Annotated in this window: 28 protein-coding genes and 2 pseudogenes; 24 read left to right on the top strand and 6 right to left on the bottom strand. The window is 37.1% G+C overall.

All coding sequences use genetic code 11. From position 1 onward, the window contains the following. The first annotated feature begins 824 nt into the window (after positions 1-824). From ACDZ29_RS20410 to ACDZ29_RS20420, 3 genes are all read left to right on the top strand, one after another. Entirely contained in the window at positions 825-1760 is a 936-nt protein-coding gene (locus ACDZ29_RS20410; RefSeq protein ID WP_375088489.1) for an AraC family transcriptional regulator, read from the top strand. A gap of 335 nt (positions 1761-2095) precedes the next feature. After that, entirely contained in the window at positions 2096-2485 is a 390-nt protein-coding gene (locus ACDZ29_RS20415; RefSeq protein ID WP_289324581.1) for a tautomerase family protein, read from the top strand. A gap of 449 nt (positions 2486-2934) precedes the next feature. Then, positions 2935-4467, top strand: a complete 1533-nt coding sequence (locus ACDZ29_RS20420; RefSeq protein ID WP_375091181.1) for an esterase/lipase family protein — start codon at positions 2935-2937, stop codon at positions 4465-4467. 201 nt (positions 4468-4668) lie between these two features. Here ACDZ29_RS20420 and ACDZ29_RS20425 read toward each other — a convergent pair whose 3' ends face one another. Continuing rightward, complete coding sequence (locus ACDZ29_RS20425) at positions 4669-4956, bottom strand: hypothetical protein (RefSeq protein WP_375088490.1); 288 nt, start codon at positions 4954-4956, stop codon at positions 4669-4671. Between the two features lie 336 nt (positions 4957-5292). Between ACDZ29_RS20425 and ACDZ29_RS20430 the strand changes: the two genes are divergently transcribed. The 3 genes and pseudogenes from ACDZ29_RS20430 (at position 5293) to ACDZ29_RS20440 (ending at position 5882) form a co-directional block, all read left to right on the top strand. Beyond that, entirely contained in the window at positions 5293-5589 is a 297-nt protein-coding gene (locus ACDZ29_RS20430) for a glucosaminidase domain-containing protein (protein WP_375088491.1), read from the top strand. Next, positions 5574-5675: pseudogene (locus ACDZ29_RS20435) on the top strand (hypothetical protein); the annotation flags it as partial. The gene ACDZ29_RS20430 and the pseudogene ACDZ29_RS20435, both read left to right, overlap by 16 nt. A gap of 36 nt (positions 5676-5711) precedes the next feature. Continuing rightward, positions 5712-5882 (top strand): LysM peptidoglycan-binding domain-containing protein, encoded by a 171-nt coding sequence (locus ACDZ29_RS20440; RefSeq protein ID WP_353957939.1) that lies wholly within the window; start codon positions 5712-5714, stop codon positions 5880-5882. A 272-nt stretch (positions 5883-6154) separates the two neighbouring features. On the opposite strand, the gene lexA is transcribed toward ACDZ29_RS20440, so the two are convergent. Next, positions 6155-6778, bottom strand: coding sequence for a transcriptional repressor LexA (gene lexA / locus ACDZ29_RS20445; protein ID WP_289316897.1), 624 nt, complete (start codon positions 6776-6778; stop codon positions 6155-6157). A gap of 155 nt (positions 6779-6933) precedes the next feature. Between lexA and ACDZ29_RS20450 the strand changes: the two genes are divergently transcribed. The 6 genes from ACDZ29_RS20450 to ACDZ29_RS20475 all read left to right on the top strand — a co-directional run bounded on the left by ACDZ29_RS20450 (position 6934) and on the right by ACDZ29_RS20475 (position 11495). Then, positions 6934-7245 (top strand): LysM peptidoglycan-binding domain-containing protein, encoded by a 312-nt coding sequence (locus tag ACDZ29_RS20450; protein ID WP_375088492.1) that lies wholly within the window; start codon positions 6934-6936, stop codon positions 7243-7245. Between the two features lie 19 nt (positions 7246-7264). Beyond that, positions 7265-7921 carry a recombinase family protein gene (locus tag ACDZ29_RS20455; protein ID WP_375088493.1) on the top strand — a complete coding sequence of 219 codons (657 nt, stop codon included), beginning with the start codon at positions 7265-7267 and terminating at the stop codon, positions 7919-7921. Between the two features lie 65 nt (positions 7922-7986). After that, positions 7987-8220, top strand: coding sequence for a DUF896 domain-containing protein (locus tag ACDZ29_RS20460; RefSeq protein WP_289324587.1), 234 nt, complete (start codon positions 7987-7989; stop codon positions 8218-8220). A 231-nt stretch (positions 8221-8451) separates the two neighbouring features. Beyond that, positions 8452-10455: a transketolase gene (tkt, locus tag ACDZ29_RS20465; RefSeq protein WP_289316893.1), complete on the top strand. Its 2004-nt coding sequence runs from the start codon at positions 8452-8454 to the stop codon at positions 10453-10455. Between the two features lie 299 nt (positions 10456-10754). Then, positions 10755-11195, top strand: a complete 441-nt coding sequence (gene sirA, locus ACDZ29_RS20470; RefSeq protein WP_375088494.1) for a sporulation inhibitor of replication protein SirA — start codon at positions 10755-10757, stop codon at positions 11193-11195. An 84-nt stretch (positions 11196-11279) separates the two neighbouring features. After that, the gene (locus ACDZ29_RS20475; protein WP_034312934.1) at positions 11280-11495 is read left to right on the top strand and encodes a YneF family protein; all 216 of its coding nucleotides are present in this window, start codon (positions 11280-11282) and stop codon (positions 11493-11495) included. Between the two features lie 763 nt (positions 11496-12258). On the opposite strand, the gene ACDZ29_RS20480 is transcribed toward ACDZ29_RS20475, so the two are convergent. Further along, on the bottom strand, positions 12259-12474 hold the full coding sequence (locus tag ACDZ29_RS20480) for a spore coat protein (protein WP_370014592.1): 216 nt from the start codon (positions 12472-12474) through the stop codon (positions 12259-12261). Between the two features lie 184 nt (positions 12475-12658). Between ACDZ29_RS20480 and ACDZ29_RS20485 the strand changes: the two genes are divergently transcribed. The 6 genes and pseudogenes from ACDZ29_RS20485 to ACDZ29_RS20510 all read left to right on the top strand — a co-directional run bounded on the left by ACDZ29_RS20485 (position 12659) and on the right by ACDZ29_RS20510 (position 15828). Then, positions 12659-12871 carry a hypothetical protein gene (locus ACDZ29_RS20485; protein WP_375088495.1) on the top strand — a complete coding sequence of 71 codons (213 nt, stop codon included), beginning with the start codon at positions 12659-12661 and terminating at the stop codon, positions 12869-12871. Continuing rightward, positions 12864-13108: pseudogene (locus tag ACDZ29_RS20490) on the top strand (spore coat protein). Before ACDZ29_RS20485 ends, ACDZ29_RS20490 begins: the two are co-directional and overlap by 8 nt. Before the next feature lie 217 nt (positions 13109-13325). Further along, positions 13326-13745, top strand: coding sequence for an Rrf2 family transcriptional regulator (locus ACDZ29_RS20495; protein WP_289324590.1), 420 nt, complete (start codon positions 13326-13328; stop codon positions 13743-13745). Between the two features lie 101 nt (positions 13746-13846). Beyond that, on the top strand, positions 13847-14233 hold the full coding sequence (locus ACDZ29_RS20500) for an IDEAL domain-containing protein (protein WP_370014593.1): 387 nt from the start codon (positions 13847-13849) through the stop codon (positions 14231-14233). 47 nt (positions 14234-14280) lie between these two features. Further along, positions 14281-14595, top strand: a complete 315-nt coding sequence (trxA, locus tag ACDZ29_RS20505) for a thioredoxin (RefSeq protein ID WP_289316887.1) — start codon at positions 14281-14283, stop codon at positions 14593-14595. 108 nt (positions 14596-14703) lie between these two features. Further along, positions 14704-15828, top strand: coding sequence for an NADH-dependent flavin oxidoreductase (locus ACDZ29_RS20510; protein WP_375088496.1), 1125 nt, complete (start codon positions 14704-14706; stop codon positions 15826-15828). Between the two features lie 678 nt (positions 15829-16506). Here the strand turns inward: ACDZ29_RS20510 and ACDZ29_RS20515 are convergent. The 3 genes from ACDZ29_RS20515 to ACDZ29_RS20525 form a co-directional block, all read right to left on the bottom strand. Next, positions 16507-17325 (bottom strand): hypothetical protein, encoded by an 819-nt coding sequence (locus ACDZ29_RS20515; RefSeq protein WP_375088497.1) that lies wholly within the window; start codon positions 17323-17325, stop codon positions 16507-16509. Positions 17326-18224: 899 nt separating this feature from the next. After that, positions 18225-18623, bottom strand: coding sequence for a DoxX family protein (locus ACDZ29_RS20520; RefSeq protein WP_289316884.1), 399 nt, complete (start codon positions 18621-18623; stop codon positions 18225-18227). Positions 18624-19176: 553 nt separating this feature from the next. Then, positions 19177-19350 (bottom strand): aspartyl-phosphate phosphatase Spo0E family protein, encoded by a 174-nt coding sequence (locus ACDZ29_RS20525; protein WP_289316883.1) that lies wholly within the window; start codon positions 19348-19350, stop codon positions 19177-19179. Positions 19351-19607: 257 nt separating this feature from the next. On the opposite strand from ACDZ29_RS20525, the gene ACDZ29_RS20530 reads away from it, so the two are divergent. From ACDZ29_RS20530 to ACDZ29_RS20555, 6 genes are all read left to right on the top strand, one after another. Next, the gene (locus tag ACDZ29_RS20530; protein WP_289316882.1) at positions 19608-20315 is read left to right on the top strand and encodes a cytochrome c biogenesis CcdA family protein; all 708 of its coding nucleotides are present in this window, start codon (positions 19608-19610) and stop codon (positions 20313-20315) included. Positions 20316-20971: 656 nt separating this feature from the next. Then, on the top strand, positions 20972-21448 hold the full coding sequence (locus ACDZ29_RS20535; protein WP_289324595.1) for a CcdC family protein: 477 nt from the start codon (positions 20972-20974) through the stop codon (positions 21446-21448). Between the two features lie 216 nt (positions 21449-21664). Further along, positions 21665-22720, top strand: a complete 1056-nt coding sequence (locus ACDZ29_RS20540; RefSeq protein ID WP_375088498.1) for a YeeE/YedE thiosulfate transporter family protein — start codon at positions 21665-21667, stop codon at positions 22718-22720. 40 nt (positions 22721-22760) lie between these two features. After that, entirely contained in the window at positions 22761-22988 is a 228-nt protein-coding gene (locus ACDZ29_RS20545) for a sulfurtransferase TusA family protein (RefSeq protein ID WP_375088499.1), read from the top strand. A gap of 125 nt (positions 22989-23113) precedes the next feature. Continuing rightward, entirely contained in the window at positions 23114-23419 is a 306-nt protein-coding gene (locus ACDZ29_RS20550) for a DUF3219 family protein (protein WP_375088500.1), read from the top strand. A gap of 80 nt (positions 23420-23499) precedes the next feature. Next, on the top strand, positions 23500-23928 hold the full coding sequence (locus ACDZ29_RS20555; RefSeq protein ID WP_034312903.1) for a DUF2621 domain-containing protein: 429 nt from the start codon (positions 23500-23502) through the stop codon (positions 23926-23928). Positions 23929-24033 lie beyond the last annotated feature (105 nt).

A 24033-nucleotide genomic window follows, 5' to 3' on the forward strand; every position in this document is an offset into this window, starting at 1 on the left:
TATTCACCACAGACTATTAAGTCATTTTCTGATTTTAAATCAAAGTAATCGGATTGCTTTTTACTTTTGTGTATGTTTCATTCATTCTCTATCGATCATTGGTTTGTTTGATAATATGTCTTTAAAGTATAAAAAGGTGTCTTCAAAATGGAAATACGATTCCTACATAATATCTTATAATTACAAATGTAGTAAGTAACTATTAGTTAAACTTCCAGCTAATATAAAGCGTTTACATTTAATGAGCAATCAATAAGTGACAAATTTCATAAGAACTAATGGTGAAGATGCCGAGTGGAATATTTATTTGAAAACAAAATGTCAAAGTATTAAAAGGAGTCTTCATAAAATAACATTGGTTAAAATGTATTGTCCTGTAATTGTAAATGAGATTTTCAATAATAACTTTATATAAAAGTAAAATAGAAAATTGAACTAGATCCATATATGGCTTGCCACCCAAGGGAATATTACATTTTGAGTAGAGGACTTTTAAAAGTTCTTTAACTGAATTATTATAAGGTTATTAGCTATTTTAAAAGCCCAGATTTTCTCATTGTTTAGCATATTCTATCCTTATAAGGTGAACAAGTGTAAACCAATTGTATATCATTAAATTTCTGAATTTTAAAATAATTAACTTTACCATTTCGAATATAAAGAAAAATTGAAGAAAACGGATGAAAGGTACATAAACCTTTTTAGATAGTTAAAAATCCAGTAATAATCTTTTTATTGTAGCCTGGTATATGTTATTCGGAGGAATCCCTACATGCATTTTATTATGTTCAGTAAGTAAACAATCCGTTTTAGGGGGACTTTTTTTGAATCTAAATGAATATACAGCGGGAAAAATGGCTTTGAATCAATATGTTCATCGTTTAGCGCACAATGGAGCTTCTTTTTATGTTCACTATTGGGGGGGCATGCCAGCTCATTATGATAATCTTCTTCATCAACATTCCTTTTTTGAAGTGTGTTTTGTAGTGGATGGGGAAGGGGAGTATATGGATGATGATTGTACCTATCCGTTACAAAAAAATACCATGTTTTTTTCAAAACCAGATGTTTTGCACCAAATAAAAAGTGAAAGCGGACTATCTCTCCTTTATGTTGCGTTTGAATTGATAGAATCGGAATCAAGTGACGAATGGATAAAAATCATGGAGGAGACTAAGCAATGTCCTGAAGTGATTATGAATTTGAACGAAGAAAAGGATATGATGGCTGCACTAATTTGGAAATCCCTGCTTATCCAAGCGACAAAGACCGAACAAGCTTTTTTCGAGGAAATGCTAAAAAATTTGGCTTATTCCCTCATTCTTTCGTTAGTACAAACTTTTGTTTCTCATTCACATAATGATAATCAACATACCTTTCCCAAAACGGCTTCTTCACTCTTTAATATAGCTAAATTGTATATCAAGGATAATCTAACACAGCCTTTAAAACTTACTGATGCAGCAAATCATTTGCATATATCCGGTCGGCACTTGTCTCGAATATTTGTCTTGGAATCAGGTGTAAGTTACTCGGAGTTTGTTCAAAATGAGAGAATACAGAGAGCTGCGACCTTACTCAAAACAACAGATTTATCCATTAAAGATATTTCGGAAGAAACCGGCTTTAAAAATATTCACTATTTTACTCGTGTTTTTACTACCGCAATGGGTTCTTCGCCTGGGCGTTTTCGCTCTCTCTATATAGACTTAAAAGCAACTACCTATACAGAGGGGCAGGTGCAAAAACAATTACTATAGTATAGAACCATAATTCTAATAAAGGAAAATTAACAGGAATGTTTCACCTTGTTAATGGCCAAGTGGCAACAGATGCTGAAATTGACTTTGCAATGGGGCCAAAAGATGTAATAAGAGGGTTCCTTTAAAAGGATACACGGGGTCAACACATTAAATAGTAATGCGAAATCCAGTACTGTTCGATTTATCGAGGGGAAATCTAGTTGTAAAAAATGCCTTACTTAGGATTAAAAAGTAACGTATAGAGTAGATGAAAAGTTCTAACTCTAAAGTAATCCTATTTATGCTAGCACCAGGGTAACGTAATCAAATATTAACTATGGAGGGTATTTATAATGCCACTAATCAGATTTGATTTAATCGAAGGGCGAGATAAGAATTCTTTAAGAAAGCTATTGGATGCTGCTCACCGGGCAGTTGTTAAAGCTTTCGATGTACCCGAAAAAGATCGATATCAAATAGTTCATCAGCATCCAGCTCATGAATTAATAATAGAAGATACCGGGTTAGGTTTTAAGAGAAGTAAGAACTTAGTAGTAATAAGTGTAACTAGTAAACAAAGAAGGGAAGATCAGAAGCAATATTTTTATAAAGTTTTGGTTCAAGAGTTGGGAGAAAATTGTGGAATAGAACCAAATGATATTATGGTTTCAATTGTTACCAATGGGGATGCTGATTGGAGTTTTGGACTAGGGGAAGCCCAATTTTTAAATGGTAAATTATAAATGAAATTCTCTTAAAAAGGATGGCGGGGTCGCGTGGAAATCTGACCCACCAGAAACTACACGAGCCTCTCACGCGGTTTTAATGTTTGGGAGCCAGGTAAATTCACGTAGGCATCAACCTAAATAGAATTTTCACAAGGCGTACTCCATGAACAGCTTCATAAATGAAAAAGCCTGTATATTAGATGAGTTCAAGGAAATCTTCATACTTTATCTCTATGTTAATGAATTTTCTTCTAGTTTTTTTCTCCCATCTTTTATGAATTCAGCAGGTAATGGCATGCGATAGTACAAATATAAACTAATGAATGCTATAGAAGACCTGTAAAGGAGGGCATTGATAATAGGCGAATTCGAAAAATTCCATAGGATATAGGGGGAGATAGCAATTGAGAAAGAAAGTAATCAATTATGTCGTTTTTCTTGTCCTCATTCTTACCATATTAATAATGGCTAAGCCTAACATTTCCTCAGCAGGAAAATTGAAGCCGCCATCCGAAACTTTCAACCCAGGGGATTGGTTTTTGGGAAGTATCCCTCCCAATCTTGACACAAATAGACCTCCGATCGTTTTTGTCCAAGGGAAAAATGGCAGTTCAACCAGCTGGTACGGTGAAACAGACTATCATGGTGTCAATGATATGTATACCAAAGCATATGAAGCCGGTTACCAAACGGTTTTTGTTCAGCTTTATGATTCAGCTGGAAATGGATCAGTGAGCCAATATGCTAATGGAAGGCTGTTAGCTCAAATGCTTGCAGAAATCAGTAACCATTTCGGCGGCGAAAAAGTAAATATAATAGCCCACAGTAAAGGGGGGCCAGACACCCAAGCGGCTCTAGTACACTATGGAGCGCACCAATATGTCGGAAGGGTCATCACTTTAGCGTCCCCTCATCACGGTTCTAACCTAGCTGATTTGGCTTATAGCTGGTATGCGGGCTGGCTTGGTTCCCTATTGGGTCAAAAAGATGAAGGAACTTATTCTTTACAAGTTGGTAAAATGGCGGAATTTCGATCTGTCACGGATAACCATGTTAACTCCCGTAAAAATATGTATTTCACCGTGGCCGGTATGAATAGGGGGCCGGTTCTTTCAGCTTTATCAATGGGTGGACAATATTTATCTTCATATGGAGAAAATGATGGTCTAGTGAATGTTTGGAGTACAAAAATACCCTACGCATCACATTTATTTACGGATCCCAACTATGATCACGACAATATTCGAGTAGGTTCAGCAGTATTTTCAAGAATTGAACCCTATTTAAGAAGCAATTCTACTGCTGGGATTCCTGGTTTAAATGTCAATTATAAAGAACGGGTTGAAGATGATGTCATCACAACCGCACTCTCTCAAACCGTCCTGGGAGATGTCCTGCAACAAAATGTCTGGAACGAAAAAAGTTTCCATGTAAATGAAGCAGCCCCAGGTAATATAACCATATATACAGCTTCAAATGATGTCGAGGTCGAATTAATTTCTCCTTCTAATAAAAAGTATGCACCTTCCTTAAAAGTTCATTCTGCAAAAAATGAAACCTCCTTTTTTAATGGTGCCACCATCCAAACATTTAAAAGAAATAACCTAGAAATTGGTGACTGGAGAGTTCGACTGAAGACTAAATCGCCAAAAGACGCATACCTGTTCACAGCACATTTTAACGAAAAGAATCCCATTACATTAAGTATGGCCGGCAAAGTTAAGCAAAAAGATGCAAAATTTTTAATAAAGAATCCAATGAATGATTACAAAAGGCCAATCAGCACAACATTTTCGGTTCATCTAATAGATGAAAACGGTAATGAAATTCGTGAAAAAAGCTCAATTAAGGTAATGGACGCCGAAAATTTTTCTGGTACTCTTCCAGAAGTACCTAAATCAGGTGTTTATAATGTAACGATTGATGTCAAGGAAAAAAATGTGAATGGTACTGAAAGAACCCGTACATTGATTCGTTCGGTCTATATAGAAAAATAGTAATAATGATTAGAAAAGACCTTCTCTTAATTGAGAGGTCTTTTTTTGGGATGAAATGTATTGAAATAATTCAGCAAAAGGAAACAGCCAGGCCGTATTTCATATTGGTACTAAGTGAGCGGTTGATCGAAGGGTATTTAGCAAGTCAAATCCCCCTGCAACAAAAAAGATTCATGAAATCCAACGAGTGCCATCTAGGGTCTAATCCGTCTTTTGATAAGATTCCCTATAAGATAAAATACCAGTTTTGAGTGCAGAATAATTGCCAATGCTTGCATAGCCATAAAACCAGCCCATGAAAATTCCTGCAACCAAATGATGACGGTGGCTAATGAAAATGGAAATGAATAAGCCAATACCCAAAGCGATGGTAGGGATGAATTTTGATGGAATATGAAAAATGACCTTAATAAGTTGAGTAAGAATCATGATGGTAGGAATGGCTATCACTGCATCCCAAAAGTTTGTATGGATGGTTGGGTAGTCCATAATGTCACCACCTTAATTTAGAAGTTTTATAAAATTAATTTTTACCAATTATAAAAGGTTTATACCATAGTAATTCAAAAGTTTATGCAAATGGTTATGAAGATTTTCAGCTTCAATTAAAAAGCCATCAATCCATTGAATATTAATTGGTTTGATGGCTTTTACTAGAGAGGGAGAATGATTAATCCAAATTGAAGCCATACTTTGTAAGTTATCACCTTATTGATAATAGTGAAAACAATTAATAACATTTTTTTTGCTGGACAAGCTGTAAAGTTTCTCATAGTTTAGAATACGATAAGAATGAAGATATCCAACTAATAATGGGAGGTTCTAATGAGCGAGGAATCGTTTATTAAGGAAATTGCCCCTTATGCCCAGAAAATTCAAAAGGAATTTAAAATTTTACCTTCTGTTGTCATTGCACAAGCTTGTTTGGAGAGTGGTTATGGGACAAGCTTATTAGCAAATCAAGGGAAAAATATATTCGTACAAAAGGTGACTATAAAGGAGAGTCTGTCAGTATTCAAACAATCGAATAAGTCAACGATGCGCCTGTTCAAGTATGGTCCAAATTCAGAAAATATCCAACATGGGCAGAAAGTTTACAAGATCTTGCCAATCTATATGTAAAGGGGACTTCATGGAATAGAAGTTTGTATACAGCTGTCATTAGGAAAAAAGATTACAAAAAGGCACTTCAAGCAATATTCGATGCGGGCTACGCCTCGGACCCGAAATATATAGAAAAACTGGTGAATCTAATCGAAACAAGTGATTTAACTAAATATGACGCAAGCAACGAAGAGGTCTATCATATAGTCAAAAAGGGGGAATCCGTCTCTGAACTTGCCAAAGCATATGGTTCTACACAAGTGCAGATTCAACAGTGGAAGGGTTGGCCGATCTTAATCTCATTAAAGTGAACCAAAGATTAAGAGTGAAATGAACTTTTAACAGGGAGCGGGATTTTAACGCTCCCTTTTTTTATTGGAATGCGGGTTTCCTATTTTTCAAAATACATATATCCAGAAAGGCGTTAGTTTCCCTTTCATCCTGCATAAATGAGAAAGGATGTTAATAATCTTAAGAAAACTCGAATCTATCAAAAAAATATATCAAAACCTAGTCTTCCATATGCATAATGAGAGAATTCGGGACATAAATTAAACAAACAAAAAAAGCGCGGTTAGCGCTTTTAGTGTATTTGTCTATATAAGCCTATAACTTTTCCAAGTATCGAAACATCTCTTAAAATAATTGGTTCCATATTCGAGTTCTCAGGCTGAAGCCTTATGTAATCCGGTTCCTTAAAGAATCGTTTTACAGTGGCTTCATCATCTTCCGTCATGGCCACGACGATATCTCCATTATTGGCGCTGCTTTGTTGTTTCACGATGACATAATCTCCATCATGAATTCCTGCTTCGATCATACTTTCACCCATGATTTCCAGCATGAATACATGGTCATCATGCGGAACCATGCTTTCGGGAAGCGGAAAGTATTCTTCTATGTTTTCGATGGCCGTTATCGGCATGCCCGCTGTTACTTTTCCAAGTAACGGAACGTTCACGACATTAACTTTGGGGATATTGTTCGCTTCCTCCAAATTCAGTATTTCAATGGCCCTCGGCTTGGTTGGGTCACGTCTTATCAGGCCTTTACTTTCCAGGCGGGATAAATGTCCGTGTACTGTTGAACTTGATGCAAGTCCAACTGCTTCACCAATCTCCCGTACGGAAGGTGGATACCCTTTTTGGCGGACCTCTTCTTTAATGAAATCAAGGATATCTTGCTGCCGTTTTGATAGTTTAGTCATATGTGCACCTCTTCTCCAATGTTCTTTGCTACATTATAGCATGGCCCCCAACTCTATACAAACATAAGTTCGAATTTTGTTGTTGACTGAAACAAACGTTCGTATTATAATTTGGACGTAACATACGAACGAACATTCGCTTTGGAGGGATATTTATGAAAAAATTATACAAAAATTATATTTCTACGATTCTATTAGCGGGATCGGTATTCATCTTTTCAATTTTATTCTCTTGTACATTAGACAATGATCAAAAAAAGGATTTCCTTTCTATAGAAGTAAGTGAAGGCGACACCCTATGGGGAATTGCCGAAGAGTATGAAGAAGCTGATTTGACAAAAAAAGAATTCATTGGTTGGATAGAAGAGCATAATGGAGTCAGGGCGGATACGATTATACCTGGTCAAGTCATTGTCATACCGGTTAAAGGGGAAGAACTTGTTCAGAATTTGGCCAGTCAGCAGTAAGTAGTGAAGGTAGGGTATTATGAAGGCAGTAATCTATTGTAGGGTTAGCACAGAAAAAGAATCCCAGGAAACATCATTGGCACGGCAGGAAGATGAATTAGTTAAATTGGCGGAAAAGATGGATGTGGAAGTTGTTTCCATAATAAAAGAACAGGCAAGCGGTTATGAGTTAAATCGGGATGGCATATTCGACATGCTTGAACTATTTAAAACCAAAGAAGCTGAAGTTCTATTAATCCAGGACGAAACTAGACTGGGGAGGGGAAATGCCAAAATAGCCCTTTTCCATGTCATCCTTAAAGAAGACGTGAAAATTTATACGCTCTCACACGATGGAGAACTTGAGTTATCTGATTCGGATGCCATGGTCATCCAGATAGTCGGTATTGTAGAAGAATATCAAAGGAAACTACATAATCTAAAAATAAAACGCGGGATGATAAGAGCGGTTGAAAAAGGATACCGTCCGCAAAAAAATCTTCATAACCAAAGGAATTCTACTGGAAGGGAACGTATGGAGATTCCAATTGAAGAAATTATTAAACTCCGGGCCAATGGATTGACATTTGCAGAAATCGCAGCCACTTTAAGGGGCTTTGGATACCATGTATCTAAAGCCACTGTGAACAGGCGTTTTCTCGAACATCAACTCAATACAGAGGAAAGTCAATCATAGAACTTGTAATTTCGCTTTTTTTTTAATACCATGACAATATCCGCAGATTACGAAGGAGCGAAATTATGCTATCAAAAGAAAAATTAGCCCGTATTAATGAACTTTCAAAAAAGGCCAAGGCTGAAGGTTTGACGGAAGTTGAGGCGAAAGAGCAAACCCAATTAAGAAGTGAGTATTTGGAGACATTCAGACGGTCCATGTCCGATACGTTGGAGCATGTGAAAGTCGTTGATCCAGAAGGTAATGACGTCACTCCTCAAAAGATAAAGAGTATTAAAGAAAAAAGAAACTTACATTAATGCTTGGACTATTCTCATGGAACACTCCATTTGTGGATTCTTTTAGCCTTTAGGAATAAAAAGAGAGTGCATTCATGTATGTATTCCCCTATTTAGCTTAATCTAAATAGGGGACTTCTCTAATTTGTAGAAAATTGTAATATTGGGTTAGTAAATAGTGATTTTAGTTGTGATATTATGCTGGTCACTATAATATAAAGAGGTACATTACAGGAAGGGATGTTTTACTATATGTTAGATAAATTAGATGCACTTTCTATCAATACGATTCGTACGTTATCGATTGATGCAATTGAAAAGGCTAATTCCGGCCATCCAGGTATGCCGATGGGGGCAGCGCCGATGGCGTATAAACTATGGACTGAATATATGAATCATAACCCGAAAAATCCGGATTGGTTTAATAGGGATCGCTTTGTTCTTTCAGCTGGTCATGGGTCTATGCTGTTATACAGTCTTCTTCATTTATCGGGCTATGGCTTATCTATCGATGATTTGAAAAGCTTTCGCCAATGGGGAAGTAAAACTCCGGGACATCCTGAATTCGGACATACTGCAGGTGTAGATGCAACGACGGGACCGCTTGGACAAGGTATCGCAATGGCAGTCGGCATGGCAATGGCAGAACGCCACTTGGCAGAAAGCTACAACCGTGATTCTTATAATGTAGTCGATCATTATACATATAGCATTTGTGGAGATGGAGATTTAATGGAAGGGGTTTCTGCTGAAGCTGCTTCATTAGCTGGACATCTACAACTTGGAAGGCTTGTTGTTTTATATGATTCTAATGATATTTCCCTTGACGGCGACTTAAGTCAATCATTTAGTGAAAGCGTAGCAAACCGGTTCAAATCTTATGGATGGCAATATATCCGCGTTGAGGATGGGAACGATCTTCAGGAAATAGCCAAAGCAATTGAAGAAGCGAAAACCGACGAAGCACGCCCAACTTTAATAGAAGTCAAAACGGTTATTGGTTACGGTTCACCAAACCGTTCAGGTAAATCAGCTGTTCACGGCGCTCCGCTTGGTGCAGATGAGCTTAAGTTGACTAAAGAAGCATATAAATGGACATTCGAAGCGGATTTCCATGTTCCAGAAGAAGTGTATTCACACTTCAATGAATCTGTTGTGGATGCAGGCGCTCAAAAAGAAGAAGCTTGGAATGAATTGTTCAAAAATTACAAAGAAGCACATCCTGAGTTAGCCGAGCAATTGGAGCTGGCAATCAAAGGTGAACTGCCTGCTGACTGGGATCAGGAAATTCCGGTTTATGAAGAAGGAAAAACATTAGCTTCCCGTGCTTCAAGTGGAGAAGTGTTAAATGCGATTGCCAAAAGGGTGCCTAGCTTCATTGGTGGTTCTGCAGATTTAGCCGGATCTAATAATACTGCCATTAAAGGTGAGACAGACCTATTACCTGGTAATTACAGTGGTCGTAATATTTGGTTTGGTGTACGTGAATTCGCTATGGGTGCGGCCTTAAATGGTATGACCCTTCATGGTGGATTAAAAGTGTACGGAGGAACATTCTTCGTATTCTCTGATTATTTGCGTCCTGCTATAAGAATGGCAGCACTGATGGGACTTCCTGTAACGTATGTATTCACCCATGACAGCATTGCTGTTGGGGAAGACGGACCGACACATGAGCCAATCGAACAATTAGCATCATTACGGGCAATGCCTAACCTAGGGGTAATCCGTCCGGCTGATGGCAATGAAACGGCAGCAGCCTGGAAAGTGGCAATGGAGTCTACAAATAAACCAACTGCCCTTGTACTGACTCGTCAAGGATTGCCAACAATAAAAGACACTTCCGAAACTGCGTATGAAGGTGTTTCAAAAGGGGCTTACATCATCTCCGCTTCTAAGAAAGAAGTAGCCGATGCATTACTTCTTGCGACTGGTTCCGAAGTGAACTTGGCTGTCGAAGCACAGAAAGCTTTAGCGAACGAAGGAATTGATGTTTCGGTAATCAGCATGCCATCATGGGATCGATTCGAAACTCAATCTAAAGAATATAAACAAAGTGTAATCAATCCGGCAGTGAAAAAACGTCTGGCCATTGAAGTGGCTTCACCGTTTGGCTGGGATCGTTATGCAGGTGATGAGGGTGAAATATTGGCCATCAATCATTTTGGAGCTTCGGCACCAGGCGGTAAAATCATGCAGGAATTTGGTTTCACAGTAGAAAATGTAGTTGCTCGAGTTAAAGAAATGCTAAAATAATCGTAATGGGGACTGACACCAACTAGTTTGGTGTCAGTTTTTTTATCAAAACTTCGTATTGTATGTTGAAAGTGCTCTTATTCTATGGGGAATCTTTCATTCGACAAAAAAAGAAGAAAATTTCTCCAGCAAACAACATATCTTTTCAGTTTGTCAATATATAATGAGAATAAATAAATTTCGTTTGAATGTGTCAGTTAAAGGGGAAAGTCATCAAGAGTGGAAAATGATGGAAAGGTCCTGATTGTTAATTGTTCTGGTGACCAAACCAAAATAGGAATGCTAGGAGGCATTGGCTGATGAGAACCTATGAAATTTTTTTAATCGAAGATGAATTTGCCCATCATTATTATGGTAGAGAAAAGCTATTTTTCAATTTGTTTTTGGAGTATATTCAAGCTAGGGGCAGACTGAAGAGTATTTTGCAAAAACAAATCGAATATGTCACCAAAACAGTCCCGATAATCCAGTTGCAGGTAGCTATTGAACAACGTTTGCAAAAAAAGATGAATTTTTGGGCTCAAAATGGAAAATACTATTTAGAAAAAACAAACGGATCCAGTAAAGCCGTTTTAATCATCCAGGATGATTCCATTATGCTTAAAGCTGAAGGAGACTATGAAGCGGAAACGGCCTTCTTTGAGTGCATTCGAAAATATGAAGCGAGTTTTCTAGCCATTGATTTTGAACACGAAAAATACGGTTGGTTAAAACCGATAAAAGAAAGAAAATTTGTCTAAATGGGGGACTTTTGGGTAGCGGGTATTGTATAATAACCTTTGGTCTAGTACACTGATGTTAGACAACACGAAGGAGGAAATAGTATGTGGGTTTACATTCTAGTTGGCGTACTGGCATTGATTGCTGGAGTAGTGCTGGGATTTTTCATCGCTCGTAAATACATGATGGATTACTTAAAGAAAAATCCGCCAATTAACGAACAGATGTTAAAAATGATGATGATGCAAATGGGTATGAAGCCATCCCAAAAGAAAATTAATCAAATGATGAGCGCCATGAATAAACAACAAACAAAATAAGATAGCATGAAACCTTGATATATCAATGTTATTGGAAGATTGGATGCAAAATTTTATATAATATCGAAATGGTAGCTTCATTCAGGCTGAATCCTTCCGCCGATTTTATATAAAATTTTGGTTTATCTTTCATTGTTGTTCCTAAAACCACTTTTTCTGAATGAATGATTCAGAAAAGGTGGTTTTTGTTTTGGAATTAATAGATATGAGTAAAAGAGTATGATTACCATTGTTTAGCAAAAGGATTTACCCAAGATGAAGTCAGAGACACGATTAATGCTTTTGATACTAAGTCGTTCATAGAAGCGCGTAATAAGGTTATAATTGCCACTTTATCTGATGCTGGGCTTATAGCTATGGAATTACGGGAATTACCCTTCGAGATTGTTAGAGATACGAGTATTATTGTCCACGTGAAGGGTTGTGAAGTGCTTTAGAGTTGGTAATATAGAATATCTATAGTCTCTCACGACTTTTAGGACACGGAGATATTTAAGTAACAGAGCGATATTTACACTCCATTATCAAATAAAGCATTTTCCAACGTCCGTTGATGAATATAAATAATTGAGATAATGATTAAAATCAGCTATATAGATCTAAAAAGTCTGAGTTACGTTACCTGATATATCTGGTAAGTTTATAAAATTGGTTAAAGTAGTTTAAAGTTAGTGCTTTATAGTTAGTGTAAGAAGCAGGTATATAGAAATAAGAAGTACAATCAAACTATTAAAATGGGACAAGATAAAGGGAAATGCTAACCTCATTGCATATAGTTTGTTCGGGCACCTTCGTAAAAAGTCTTAAGCTCATTAATGGCTATTATAGATTGCTGTACGTCTTTTTCCATTAATGCTTTTAAGTCATTGTCAAAACAAATTCCTTGCATTAATTTGGATTTCATTAAGCATATTGTTTTAAAATTTAATATTTCATGGGTTTCCAAGGTCTCGTGAAAGGCCAGCTTTTCATTTCCCATTCAATCACCTCCTCAGTCTATGTAACAAAGGTAATTCTCTCTATTCAACTCTCAGGTATACAGAGGGCTACATGTTGTTTTTCTAAAGGTTGTAACCTTTTATAAAAAAATGAAAAGTAATGAATAAGACATTTTGAACAACGAAAGATAAGTAAGTGAATTTAAATGAAAGGAGAGATACTTAGTGGAAAAGTTAGGATTGCATGTAAGGTTAGAATTGCATGAAATATTGAATTTCAAAAGCCTTTGTCTATCAAAAGCTTCTACAAAGAAGGGATTAGTCCAAGATACGGAATTGAAAAACATTCTTTTACAGGACATGAGCAGCGGCAGAGAGCACATTCAAAGATTACAGGAAATCCTGGTTAATCAAGGAGAGGGAAAAAATAATGACTAACTTTTTGCAAAACATGGCGGGTATGGGCGGTATGACAAATCAGGTGATTGCTACTGACTTTCTGAATTCAGCCAAATCAGGAATAAGAAATACGGCTTTCGCCATAACAGAAACAGCTTCACCTGAATTGAGGGCTGCATTTCGGGAACAGCTGAGATCTGCTGTAGAACATCTGGGTTAATAAGTGATTATATGGTTTCAAAAGGTTATTATCATCCACAGGATATAAGTGAGTAGTCGCAGGTGAATTTAAAAGCGGCTAATACGGCATTGAGTCTTTCTCAAAAATAAGGTTTTCATTTTCCAACAAATGCCCTCTATTATTTGATAGGGGGGAATTTCACTGCATTTATAAATTAATCAACAAAGATGAGTAGGCTGTTGAGTTTTTTATGTTGACTTTATCAACTGTAAATATTAATATTACAGTAATCCCCTTGAGGAGGATGCAAAAGTGAATAGTGATTTTACAATAGCTGTGCATAGTTTGGTCTATTTAGCTTATCTACCAGATCATATGGCAAGCAGTGAGTCTATCGCAGAAAACGTTGGTACAAACTCTGCAAGGATTCGGAAAATGATGAGCTGCTTAAGGAATAAAGGATTTGTTAAGACTAAAGAAGGTGTGGGCGGAGGCTATATTCTAGACTGTAATCCTGAAGAGGTGAGTTTGGCGAATATTTATATAACGGTATCACATGGAACTTTGAAGCCTAAGTGGTGTACAGGTGATCCCGAGAAAAAATGTGTCATATCTTCCAACACCCAGGTGGTCATGGATCAAATATTCGATGAAGCTGAGTTATATTTTGAAAAATATTTAGAAAATATAACGCTTAGCACTTTTTTGGAAAAAATTAAACAATGTCCGTGATATTGATTTAGTTTTTTCTTTTGCACTTACTGTATATTTTTTTATTACAGTTAATAACTATAAATTGAATACCAAATGAACATAAAGGGGTGTTAATGATTATGGCTGAAAATAATCAGTTCAAAAATGAGGATTGGGTACAGGGAAGATCAAGAGAAGGGGAACTTATCCATGGTTTCATTGAAAAAGTAAGCGCGGATCGAGAAATCGTTAAAGTGAACGTGGTGGAAAGTGACAATGAAAAAGCGGTGGGGAAATCGATTTGGATTCCGAGTAAATGGGCTGAAAAACTGCCGGATCTAGAAATCAGTAACGAAAATCATCTTTTGGCTTTAATTGATTTGGCGTTGCTTTCTAAAGATGAAACGTGGTTTATGGAGTTATCCGGTAAATTGGAATCCATCAAAATCCATCCGAAAATAAATGCCAGGAAATCAGAGTTTCTTATTCCGGGAAATAGAATCGCTAAACTTGATTTAAATAGATGATGAGTAAAGACCATAAATATTTCGGATAATACAAGGAGGAAATGAACATGACAATAGAACATGTAACGGATGATAATTTTGCTAGTGAAATCAAGGAAGGGTTGGTACTGGTTGATTTTTGGGCACCGTGGTGCGGTCCATGCAAAATGATTGCCCCAGTGCTTAATGAAATTGATGTTGAAATGGGTGATCGGGTTAAAATCGTAAAACTTAATGTGGATGAAAATTCAGATACGACAAGCGAATATGGAGTGATGGGGATTCCAGCCCTTATCCTATTCAAAGATGGAGAAAAGGTAGATCAGGCAATTGGCTTCCAGCCAAAAGAAGCCATTGCGGAATTAATTGCAAAACATGCATGATTAAGATTTTAAAATGCGTGCTGTGTATTGTAATGTAATGTAAGGTAAGGTAAGGACTTATACCAACCAACACCGTAAAGGGTGGGTAACTAAATGGAGGATTACTAAATGAATTCTAAATATACACCATTATTTGAATCGTTCAATTTAGGAAAGGGGATAGAGGTGAAAAATCGGCTGGTGATGGCGCCTATGACAAATTTCTCTTCGAATCCTGACGGCACTGTAACCGATGCCGAAATTACTTATTATGAACGACGGTCAAGCGGGGTAGGCATGGTAATAACGGCATGTACCTACGTGACGGCAAATGGAAAAGGTTTTCATGGTGAATTTGGCGGTGATCAAGATGAATTGATTCCTAGCCTAAGTCGTTTAGCTTCAGCGATTAAAGCGAAAGGTGCAAAAGCAATCCTCCAGATTTTTCATGGTGGACGCGAGGTTCCACCGGAATTAATACCAAATGGCGATGTAGTCAGTGCAAGCAATATTCCATCGGAGGGAGAAGGGAAAGCAGTTCCGCGTCCACTATCTGAAAAGGAAATTGAATCGATCATTCTGGATTTTGGTGAAACCACCCGACGTGCCATAGAAGCGGGATTTGATGGTGTCGAAATTCACGGTGCGAATGGTTACTTGCTTCAGCAATTCTTTTCGCCACATTCAAACCGTCGTGAAGACAAGTGGGGAGGATCTCTGGAAAAACGGCTGAATTTCCCATTAGCTGTTGTGGATGAAGTGAAAAAGGCTGTTGCAGAACATGCCAAGGGTCCGTTCATCGTAGGATATCGTTTTTCACCGGAGGAACCGGAAACACCAGGAATCACTATGGATGATACACTCTCATTAATTGATGGACTTGCGACAAAGGAACTGGATTATCTCCATGTTTCATTAATGGAATTCTGGTCGAAAGCAAGACGGGGAGCAGAGGTTGACCGACCTCGGATAGAAATTATAAAAGAACGTGTCGGAGATCAAGTTCCTATCATCGGTGTTGGTTCCATCTATACAGCGGATGATGCGATCGAAGCACTTCAATCTGGCGTTCCATTAATCGCATTAGGACGTGAACTCATAATCGATCCAGAGTGGGTACAAAAAGTGGAACAAGGAAAAGAAACAGAAATCGTTACAAAAATAAACAAGGATAATCAGCAGCAACTTGATATACCAGATCCATTATGGCAAGCGATCATCCATTCCCCAGGATGGTTTCCAGGCATTGAATAGGTAGACGTTCATATATTAGTGAATTAAACGATGCTAATAGTGTGCAAAATCGTATGGAATGATTGTACTTGGATAATGAAAATCCCAATCGAATTGACCGATACCCCGGATAACGGACACACATAAAAAAGTGTTCCTTATCCGGGGGTTTTTATGTTTATGGAAGGGTCATTGAAAAGAGTAAAGAATCTATATAGTGATTTTTAGATTGAATCCTTAAAGGAATGAATAACCGAGTATTCAATTTCTAAGCTGTTTCGGAAAATAAAAAGGGGAAAGACTTACGAATTTTCATTGACCAGCAATTAAGTCTCAACGGCAGATGCATTCGGAAATTTCTGTGAGTAAAGGGGGCTACCTTTACGGAACGCCGTGGATATGGAAGGAGCACACAGCTCTTCCAAGTCACAGTCTGTAGTGGACCAACCTAAGAAGACTGCTATTCAACAACATAGAAGAGCAACCATTAATGGCTGCTCTTCTGATGTTATCTTCTTTTTAATAGAATAGCTAATATCAAAGATATTTGGAGAGTAATTATAAGTAAAAGAGACAACATAAAATCACTATCTAAAGATGCATCATAGCTAAAGATAAAAAATAAGATTACTGATATTACTAGAATGAAAATGAAATTAATAATGATTTGCCTCATGGCCCCCCCATTCTAACAACAGATCAATAAGATAGTGTTAATGCATATGACCTTGTATCTGTAGCTGTTGTTGGTGTAATAGATAAACCGGCCGGATAAACTGACACAGAAGGTGTACCAGCAATTCTTCTATGACCATAAGTTATTTTTATGTTTATTTTACCATTTTTGGATGTGGGAACATATACATATTGTCCAATATACCCTTTATGCTTGGTTTTACTAGTAGAAGCTTTTAAATCATATGAACCAGCCACACCAGCACTTGGTTCCCAATTACTTGGAGAATACTTGATTGCATAATCAATCCAACGTCCATTTCCTTGTTGATCTTGAGAATATCTGTGCTGGTGTTGTTTTACTTTCCCTCCACTGGTTGGCAGGTACAGTCCTGAACTTGAAGGGAAACCAATTGTCATTTTATCCACTAAAGTATATGAAGGTGTTTTTAACCATTGAAAATTACCGTATATATAAAATTTATCTTCTTTTGAACGATCACTTTTTACTTTATATACAGTTCCACCTAATTTTAAAGTTGTTGCAGCGATAGATGCAAAAGTACTGATTTGCCCTGGGCTATTAACTTCTGAATCATAAATACCCATAATTTCTGATCCAGAATCTATAACTTTAGCTTTCTCTTCAATTAATCGCCTTGAAATTTCAATAGGTAAATCCTCGGATTCTTCTTGAGTATTGCCGACTTCATTTACAAGGTAATCCAACTCTGCTACTGTGAGTCTTTCCTTGCTAACGCTTAGACCATTTTCCCCAGCAAATCCTGTTGTAGCAAGACTAAAAGAAAATAAAAATACTGCCACAAAAGATAAAAACTTCATTTATTTTGCCCCCTTTTTCATTTAATAACTAAACTATTTATTTCTGTATTTTCTGTTTTTAAGGATTAAAAAGTATTAATCGAAGTAAAGTTTATGAAACAGTAAATAATAATGTCATCACTCGGGGATTTATATTGTTTATCTTAGTAGTAATTTCATATTTTTTTTTACTAGAGTCTAAATATCTATCGTATTTAAATTAAAGTACCATTGATTTCTATTATCCTCAGATTGAATTGGAGCACTTTAACTGTATCTGAGGGAATATTTAACTTATAGCGGATCTTTTGATTCAGAGAGGACACGCCGGAGATAAAAAAACATGAGGTTATGATTATTCTCATTATTACTGTATTCTATTTTTCCTGATTTTTAGTTTTAGTTTTTAGACATGATATTTCAAATTGGGAACTTTTGTTTTTATCCAAAGTTTCATATTTTATTTTATATAGGCACTAGTCCTGTGAAAAATTTATACCTAAACGGAAGAGGAGGAACAGAATGAAATAGATAGAACACAATAATTTAATGGCATTAACCCAGCTTGTAAGATGAACTTAAAGTTTTTACGGTTATAAATCCTACCGTACATCCATGATGCAAAGGCGGTTTGCGTTTCATAATTGAAACCATCTATTTTATATTTGGAATATACGAGAAAATGTTTACGTATAAGAGGTGAAAAAGGAAACTAGTATTTATGCCAATATTAATAAGCATATAAAGTTTAAAATTCAATGGTTCGAAGTTTGATGCTTAAGCATTCGTACCGAAGATTAGGTTTGGAGAAAGTATGATCTGTTGTTTTATAGAGACAATGGGGGAAATGAAAAAACACGGAGTGGATTAATCCACTCCGTGTTTTCGAAAATAGGCATTAGCATATCCAAGCGATTTCCTTAAAATAGATAGGAATCAAGTGAGTATGGGCCAGCTCCGGTCATCGCTACACCAATCGCCACTGCAAGGATGGCAAGATTATATTCATAACCGTTTTGAGTTGCCCAGTAGCCATTTGCGCCGTGAACTTTAACAATCGCAACGAGCATTGTAAGTGCAATCAATATACCTGCAAAGGGTGTAAGGAGACCTAAAGCAAATAAGGCTCCGCCAATAAGCTCTGATAGACCAGCAAATAGGGCCATGGTAACTCCTGGCTTCATGCCAATTGAGTCAAACCAGCCTCCAGTACCTTTCAAGCCATGACCGCCAAACCATCCAAACAGTTTTTGCGCCCCGTGTCCAACAAACGATAATCCAATTACTACACGTATAACTAATAAACCGATACCAATCATTTATGATTCCTCCTGGAATTTGTTTTGAATTTAGATATCTTTAATTCGAGATTTATGTTTAAAAAAATACTGTAATATCTCGAATTAATTTATCTTTAATTAAAGATAATATCTTTTGAGTGATTTGTCAAACTTTATTTTAACGCTTAAGGCTCGTTCATCGGGAAAGGTACTGAAAAAACCGGGTGATTTCAGCTTGGAGGCCTACAATAAATTAGAAATCCTAACACATTCATAGTCGTTTAGTGATTACTGTTCCGGACAGTTCTTCCATCTTGGCTGGGTCTCCTATTATACTTGTCGTGATAAACTATGCACCGACATCAGATGTTGATATTGCTACGTAATTCATGTACATGATATTAAATGAAAAAACAAGAAAACAGGCAGTGCCAATGCCGTTTGCCTGTTTTTTAGGATAGTTAAGGATATGCTTATGTATTCATTTGTGGAACGAAAAGGAAAAAGAGGAGATAGTCCGTTCAAATTAAGCATATAATGACATGGTGGTTATCAATGGGAGATGAAGATGAACTGGTAAGAGATTAGGGGATTAAAGGCCTGTACCAGTTTTATAAAAAAGTTCATTATATTTATTTAATAATTGATCAAGTTGCTGGCTATATTCAACGGCCACATGGGAGTTTAAACCATCTTTAGCAACAATTTTGATAAGCTCATTTCTCTTTAATTCGATCTGTTCGAGAAATTCATTCTTCTTAGCCATTATATTTCCTTTCTGGCCCCAACTTTTTTTCAAGGTACCTTTTATTTATGTTTTCGTTGTAAAATTTGTATGAATATAACAATTATATCGACTTGGACCAATGAATTCAAATAAGTTAACTTAATGAAAATTGAACCCGTGGCCCATTCCGATGTCCGCCATTTAGTTGTCATGAAATATTCACAGTTCCATAAATGTATTTTTTTATCTTATTTGTTACAATGTTTATAGGTTGACATACATAGGAGTGAGCTCATTTGAATGATATAAATATGTTTTTAGCTTTTGGGGCAGGCTTTTTGAGTTTTATTTCGCCATGCTGCTTACCGCTATATCCAGCCTTTTTATCTTATATCACTGGTATGAGCGTTGGTGAAATCAAATCCGAGAACGCCATGCTCCAAAGAAGAAGTATGCTGCATACTTTATTCTTCCTGCTTGGTTTTTCTCTGGTTTTTATTGCGATTGGTTTTAGTACGACCTATCTAGGTTCTTTTTTCTCGAATTACAAAGAATTGATACGTCAGATTGGTGCCATCCTGATTATCATTTTTGGGTTATTCGTTGTTGGAATCTTTCAGCCGAAATCATTGATGAAAGATAGTCGTTTTGAATTTAAAAACCGACCTAGCGGATATATTGGTTCCATTCTAATCGGACTTGCCTTTGCTGCTGGATGGACGCCTTGTGCAGGTCCACTTTTAGGTGCGGTCGTTTCTTTGGGTGCAACTAACCCTAGCGCCGCCATGAGCTATATGACTGCCTATATTTTAGGATTTGCCATACCGTTTTTCATATTATCTTTCTTTGTCGGAAAGTTGAAATGGATCAAAAAGTACAGCCAATACATCATGAAGATTGGCGGATATTTAATGATTGTAATGGGTGTGATTTTGTTTTTTGATTGGATGACCAAAATAATTGCAGTCCTGTCTAGACTATTCGGTGGCTTTACGGGGTTTTAGTCCATAATAAGCTATTTTTTCAAAAATATTCAATTGGCATTACCCTTCGTCAGGACTTATTATTGGTATATTATTTTTTTATTCGTTTTTCTTGTTATTTTGTGTCTAAAGTCACATAATCTTTGCGTATTATAGAATCACTACATTTCTAATAAGGTTTTATAATACTGTTGTTTGAAATGAAGATGAAAGGCCATGGCCCAAATATTAATAGTTGATGATGCCAAAGTTTATGAGAATGATACTTTCAAATATTTTATCAAAATCAGGACAAGTAGTGATCTTGTGTGAGCGAGAAGCCATTGAATAATATCGAAATTTGAATCCTGGCCCAGTGACGATGGATATTACCGCCAATCATTAGCCGTCTGGATGCCGTTAAAGAAATTGAGAAGGAACTTCGGTTGCAAAGGGTATGATGTGCTCTGCTATGGGTCAGCAAAAAATGGTTGTCGAGCTATAGAAGCCGGGACAAAAGATTTTATGGTCAATCTTTTTGACGAGAGCAGGGAATTGAATGCATCAATAGGGCGCGTAATTAAAAACCCTCACCTTGTTTATCTTAAGTAGGTAATATATACTTTGTTTATAAATTGAAGTCATATATAATTTTTAATGGTACTTACCTATTTTTAGTTAAAAGGGATGGTTAAGAGATGATATATATATCAACAGGTATAGCGATTGTGATGGCTATGGGTGTTTTCATGTTCCGGATGAAGGAAACAAAAAAACCAGTGAACGAAAAGAAAATCATCTTACCGCCGCTTTTTATGAGTACGGGTGCTTTGATGTTTATTTTTCCTATGTTCCGGGTGACTCGATACGAATTTTTGGAGGCTCTTGTTGCAGGGATGTTATTTTCCATCCTATTAATTAAAACATCAAAATTCGAAGTTAGAGATGAAAAAATTTATATTCAGCGCTCTAAAGCTTTCATATTCATATTGATTGGTCTCATGGTGGTTCGGCTGGTGGCGAAACTGATGCTGGGAAGCACGATTGAAATCGGTGTCTTGAGCGGAATGTTTTTCTTACTTGCTTTTGCCATGATCGTTCCATGGAGAATTGCCATGCTATACCAATACAAAAAAGTTAAAGCAGCCAGTTTTAGTGGAAGTAATATGGTGTGATAAAAGTAAATGAAAATGGATAAAAGGGACAATCCAGGAAACCTGAGTCGATATTAAAATGACTCAGGTTTTTTGATTTGCCTGGGAACCTTTCAAGTCAATGAAGACATTCATGATTTCTAGATTCTATAAAACACAATCAAAACCCTAGTAATTTCATCCGGATTATATTATATTGGTATTATATAATTATTTTACTTAAGGAGGAAACGGTTAATGTTACAAATGATTGTGTTCGGGATTATTTGTGGTTTATTGCTGGGGTTTGTGCTACAAAGAGGCCGTTTCTGTGTTGTTGGTGCATATCGGGATTTGATTTTAGCTAAAGATGGACGGATGTTCTTAGCTACATTCGTTGTTATAGCAATACAAAGTATTGGTGTTTATGCATTGAATGATACAGGGGTCATTCAGTTTGGAAATGATGGTTTTCCATGGTTGGGAACAATCGTGGGTGGCTTCATTTTTGGTATTGGAATGGTTCTGGCAGGCGGTTGTGCAACTGGAACATGGTATCGTGCCGGAGAGGGCATGATTGGGAGTTGGGTTGCCCTTTTTGGATATATGCTAGGGGCTGCCATGACGAAATATGGTGTATGGAAAGTTGCTGGGGATAATTTGTTGTCCTATCGTACGAGTGATACGTACATTCATGAAACATTTAATGTTTCGCCGTGGGTGCTTGTGCTTATTGTGACACTTTTGGTTGGCATCTTGGTGATTCGTGAATTGAGAAAACCGAAACTGCCAATCTTTAAAATGAAACCGAAAAAAACGGGATTGGTCCACATCTTATTCGAAAAACGGTGGCATCCCTTTGTTACAGCATTACTGGTTGGCCTTATTGCAATCATGGCATGGCCGCTAAGTGCTATGACAGGCAGAATGTTCGGACTTGGAATTACAGCACCTTCCGCGAACATTCTAACCTTCCTTATTACAGGCGATGATGCGTTAATCGATTGGGGTACGTTTTTGGTATTGGGCATTTTCCTTGGTGCTTTCATTGCTGCCAAAGGAAGTGGGGAATTCCGTTGGCGCTTGCCCGATATAAAGACGTTACGTAACAATGCAATCGGCGGTGTAATCATGGGGTTTGGTGCAAGTGTTGCCGGAGGGTGCACAATCGGTAATGGTCTGGTGAACTCGGCGTTATTTGCTTGGCAAGGCTGGATTGCGATTGTCTTTTTCCTACTAGGTACATGGGTAGCAACTTATTTCACGATTATCCGTAAGCAAAAGCAGGCAGCAGCTACATCAAAAGCGGCTTAAGGTAAAAGGAAAAAAACATTAATCAAGGAGTGGAATATAAATGGCGAAAGTGTTGGAAACGACTGGAATGGTATGCCCATTCCCTTTAGTGGAAGCAAAAGAAGCGATAGTGGATATGGCAAAAGGAGAGGAATTAATCATTAATTTCGATTGCACACAAGCAACGGAGAGCATTCCGCGTTGGGCCGCAACTGAAGGTCATGAAATCACGGAGTTTGAGCAAATCGATGACGCTAAATGGCGTATCATCGTCCAAAAGGGAAATTAAATTGATTCAAAGAAAACGTGCCAGGGTTCCTGTGCACGTTTTCGAATTTTTTAAGGCTGAATCTTTGGCGCTGAAAGTTTCTAGTGATAACATGTCTTTAACTACTTTTTAAGGAGATGTTGATAATGGTAGACGAGGTCATTTTAAATGATGTTCCCCTGCATGTTACTGATTTTGTTTCTGAACCTGTAAAGGATTCTGAAGGTAAGGAAGTCAGAAAAGTCAGTTTCAATTTCAAGGTTACACATAGTGAATATCATGATATTACAACACTGCTTTATCAAATGGTATTTGATTTAAAGATCCCTCAGACAAACGAGGAGTTTCGAGCAGAGATCTTTAACTATGCGACTTCGGTCACGAACCTTTATGAAGAAAATGCCGTAGGGGATTTTTCGCTGGTCTTGCTGGAAGTGAACAAGCCCGAATGATTACATTGCCAGTCTTGTAAAGATATGGGTTACTGTCTATAATAATAGTGACGATCATTCTATACATATGAGGTGGTACTTTGCTTAGTGGATGGTTTTTATGGTTTATTCTATTTTGGGTAGCCCTTTTAATTATATTGATGAGCATAGGTGGCTTTTTCATGTTTCGGAAGTTCCTGAAAAGATTTCCCAAAGAAGATGGGAAATCCGATATGGATTGGGAAGAATACTATTTGGACCAAACAAAGCACTTATGGTCAAAGCAGCAAAAGGAATTACTCGAGGATTTAGTGAGCCCTGTACCAGAACTTTTTCGTGATGTTGCACGTCATAAAATTGCGGGGAAAATCGGTGAATTGGCATTAAAAGAAAAAGCGGGCGATATTACGGAAGATTTAGTGATACGCGGCTATATCATTGCCACACCAAAACGTGACCATAAATTTTTACAAAAAAAATTAGCTGAAAGAAAAGTGAATATGGGTCCATATGAACACTTATTCAGCTAATGCTGAAAAAGGCAGACTCTTTTGGAGTTTGCCTTTTTTTATTCTAAATAATTGAAAATAATAGGGCAGTGTGGTAAAAATTAGAACGTTTGTACCCAAACCATG

This window comes from Peribacillus sp. RS7 (assembly GCF_041956845.1).
In the GTDB taxonomy this organism is placed as follows: Bacteria; Bacillota; Bacilli; order Bacillales; family DSM-1321; genus Peribacillus.

Excerpts from the sequence above, each read along its gene's own strand:
- sirA (WP_375088494.1), top strand. The coding sequence starts at position 10,755 with ATGAGAACCTATGAAATTTTTTTAATCGAAGATGAATTTGCCCATCAT.
- ACDZ29_RS20480 (WP_370014592.1), bottom strand. The coding sequence starts at position 12,474 with ATGGGAAATGAAAAGCTGGCCTTTCACGAGACCTTGGAAACCCATGAA.
- ACDZ29_RS20460 (WP_289324587.1), top strand. The coding sequence starts at position 7,987 with ATGCTATCAAAAGAAAAATTAGCCCGTATTAATGAACTTTCAAAAAAG.
- ACDZ29_RS20425 (WP_375088490.1), bottom strand. The coding sequence starts at position 4,956 with ATGGACTACCCAACCATCCATACAAACTTTTGGGATGCAGTGATAGCC.
- ACDZ29_RS20545 (WP_375088499.1), top strand. The coding sequence starts at position 22,761 with ATGGCGAAAGTGTTGGAAACGACTGGAATGGTATGCCCATTCCCTTTA.
- ACDZ29_RS20550 (WP_375088500.1), top strand. The coding sequence starts at position 23,114 with ATGGTAGACGAGGTCATTTTAAATGATGTTCCCCTGCATGTTACTGAT.
- ACDZ29_RS20510 (WP_375088496.1), top strand. The coding sequence starts at position 14,704 with ATGAATTCTAAATATACACCATTATTTGAATCGTTCAATTTAGGAAAG.
- trxA (WP_289316887.1), top strand. The coding sequence starts at position 14,281 with ATGACAATAGAACATGTAACGGATGATAATTTTGCTAGTGAAATCAAG.
- ACDZ29_RS20450 (WP_375088492.1), top strand. The coding sequence starts at position 6,934 with ATGAAAAAATTATACAAAAATTATATTTCTACGATTCTATTAGCGGGA.
- lexA (WP_289316897.1), bottom strand. The coding sequence starts at position 6,778 with ATGACTAAACTATCAAAACGGCAGCAAGATATCCTTGATTTCATTAAA.
- ACDZ29_RS20500 (WP_370014593.1), top strand. The coding sequence starts at position 13,847 with ATGGCTGAAAATAATCAGTTCAAAAATGAGGATTGGGTACAGGGAAGA.
- ACDZ29_RS20420 (WP_375091181.1), top strand. The coding sequence starts at position 2,935 with ATGGCTAAGCCTAACATTTCCTCAGCAGGAAAATTGAAGCCGCCATCC.
- tkt (WP_289316893.1), top strand. The coding sequence starts at position 8,452 with ATGTTAGATAAATTAGATGCACTTTCTATCAATACGATTCGTACGTTA.
- ACDZ29_RS20535 (WP_289324595.1), top strand. The coding sequence starts at position 20,972 with ATGATATATATATCAACAGGTATAGCGATTGTGATGGCTATGGGTGTT.
- ACDZ29_RS20525 (WP_289316883.1), bottom strand. The coding sequence starts at position 19,350 with ATGGCTAAGAAGAATGAATTTCTCGAACAGATCGAATTAAAGAGAAAT.
- ACDZ29_RS20520 (WP_289316884.1), bottom strand. The coding sequence starts at position 18,623 with ATGATTGGTATCGGTTTATTAGTTATACGTGTAGTAATTGGATTATCG.
- ACDZ29_RS20540 (WP_375088498.1), top strand. The coding sequence starts at position 21,665 with ATGTTACAAATGATTGTGTTCGGGATTATTTGTGGTTTATTGCTGGGG.
- ACDZ29_RS20430 (WP_375088491.1), top strand. The coding sequence starts at position 5,293 with ATGAGCGAGGAATCGTTTATTAAGGAAATTGCCCCTTATGCCCAGAAA.
- ACDZ29_RS20415 (WP_289324581.1), top strand. The coding sequence starts at position 2,096 with ATGCCACTAATCAGATTTGATTTAATCGAAGGGCGAGATAAGAATTCT.
- ACDZ29_RS20455 (WP_375088493.1), top strand. The coding sequence starts at position 7,265 with ATGAAGGCAGTAATCTATTGTAGGGTTAGCACAGAAAAAGAATCCCAG.
- ACDZ29_RS20515 (WP_375088497.1), bottom strand. The coding sequence starts at position 17,325 with ATGAAGTTTTTATCTTTTGTGGCAGTATTTTTATTTTCTTTTAGTCTT.
- ACDZ29_RS20475 (WP_034312934.1), top strand. The coding sequence starts at position 11,280 with ATGTGGGTTTACATTCTAGTTGGCGTACTGGCATTGATTGCTGGAGTA.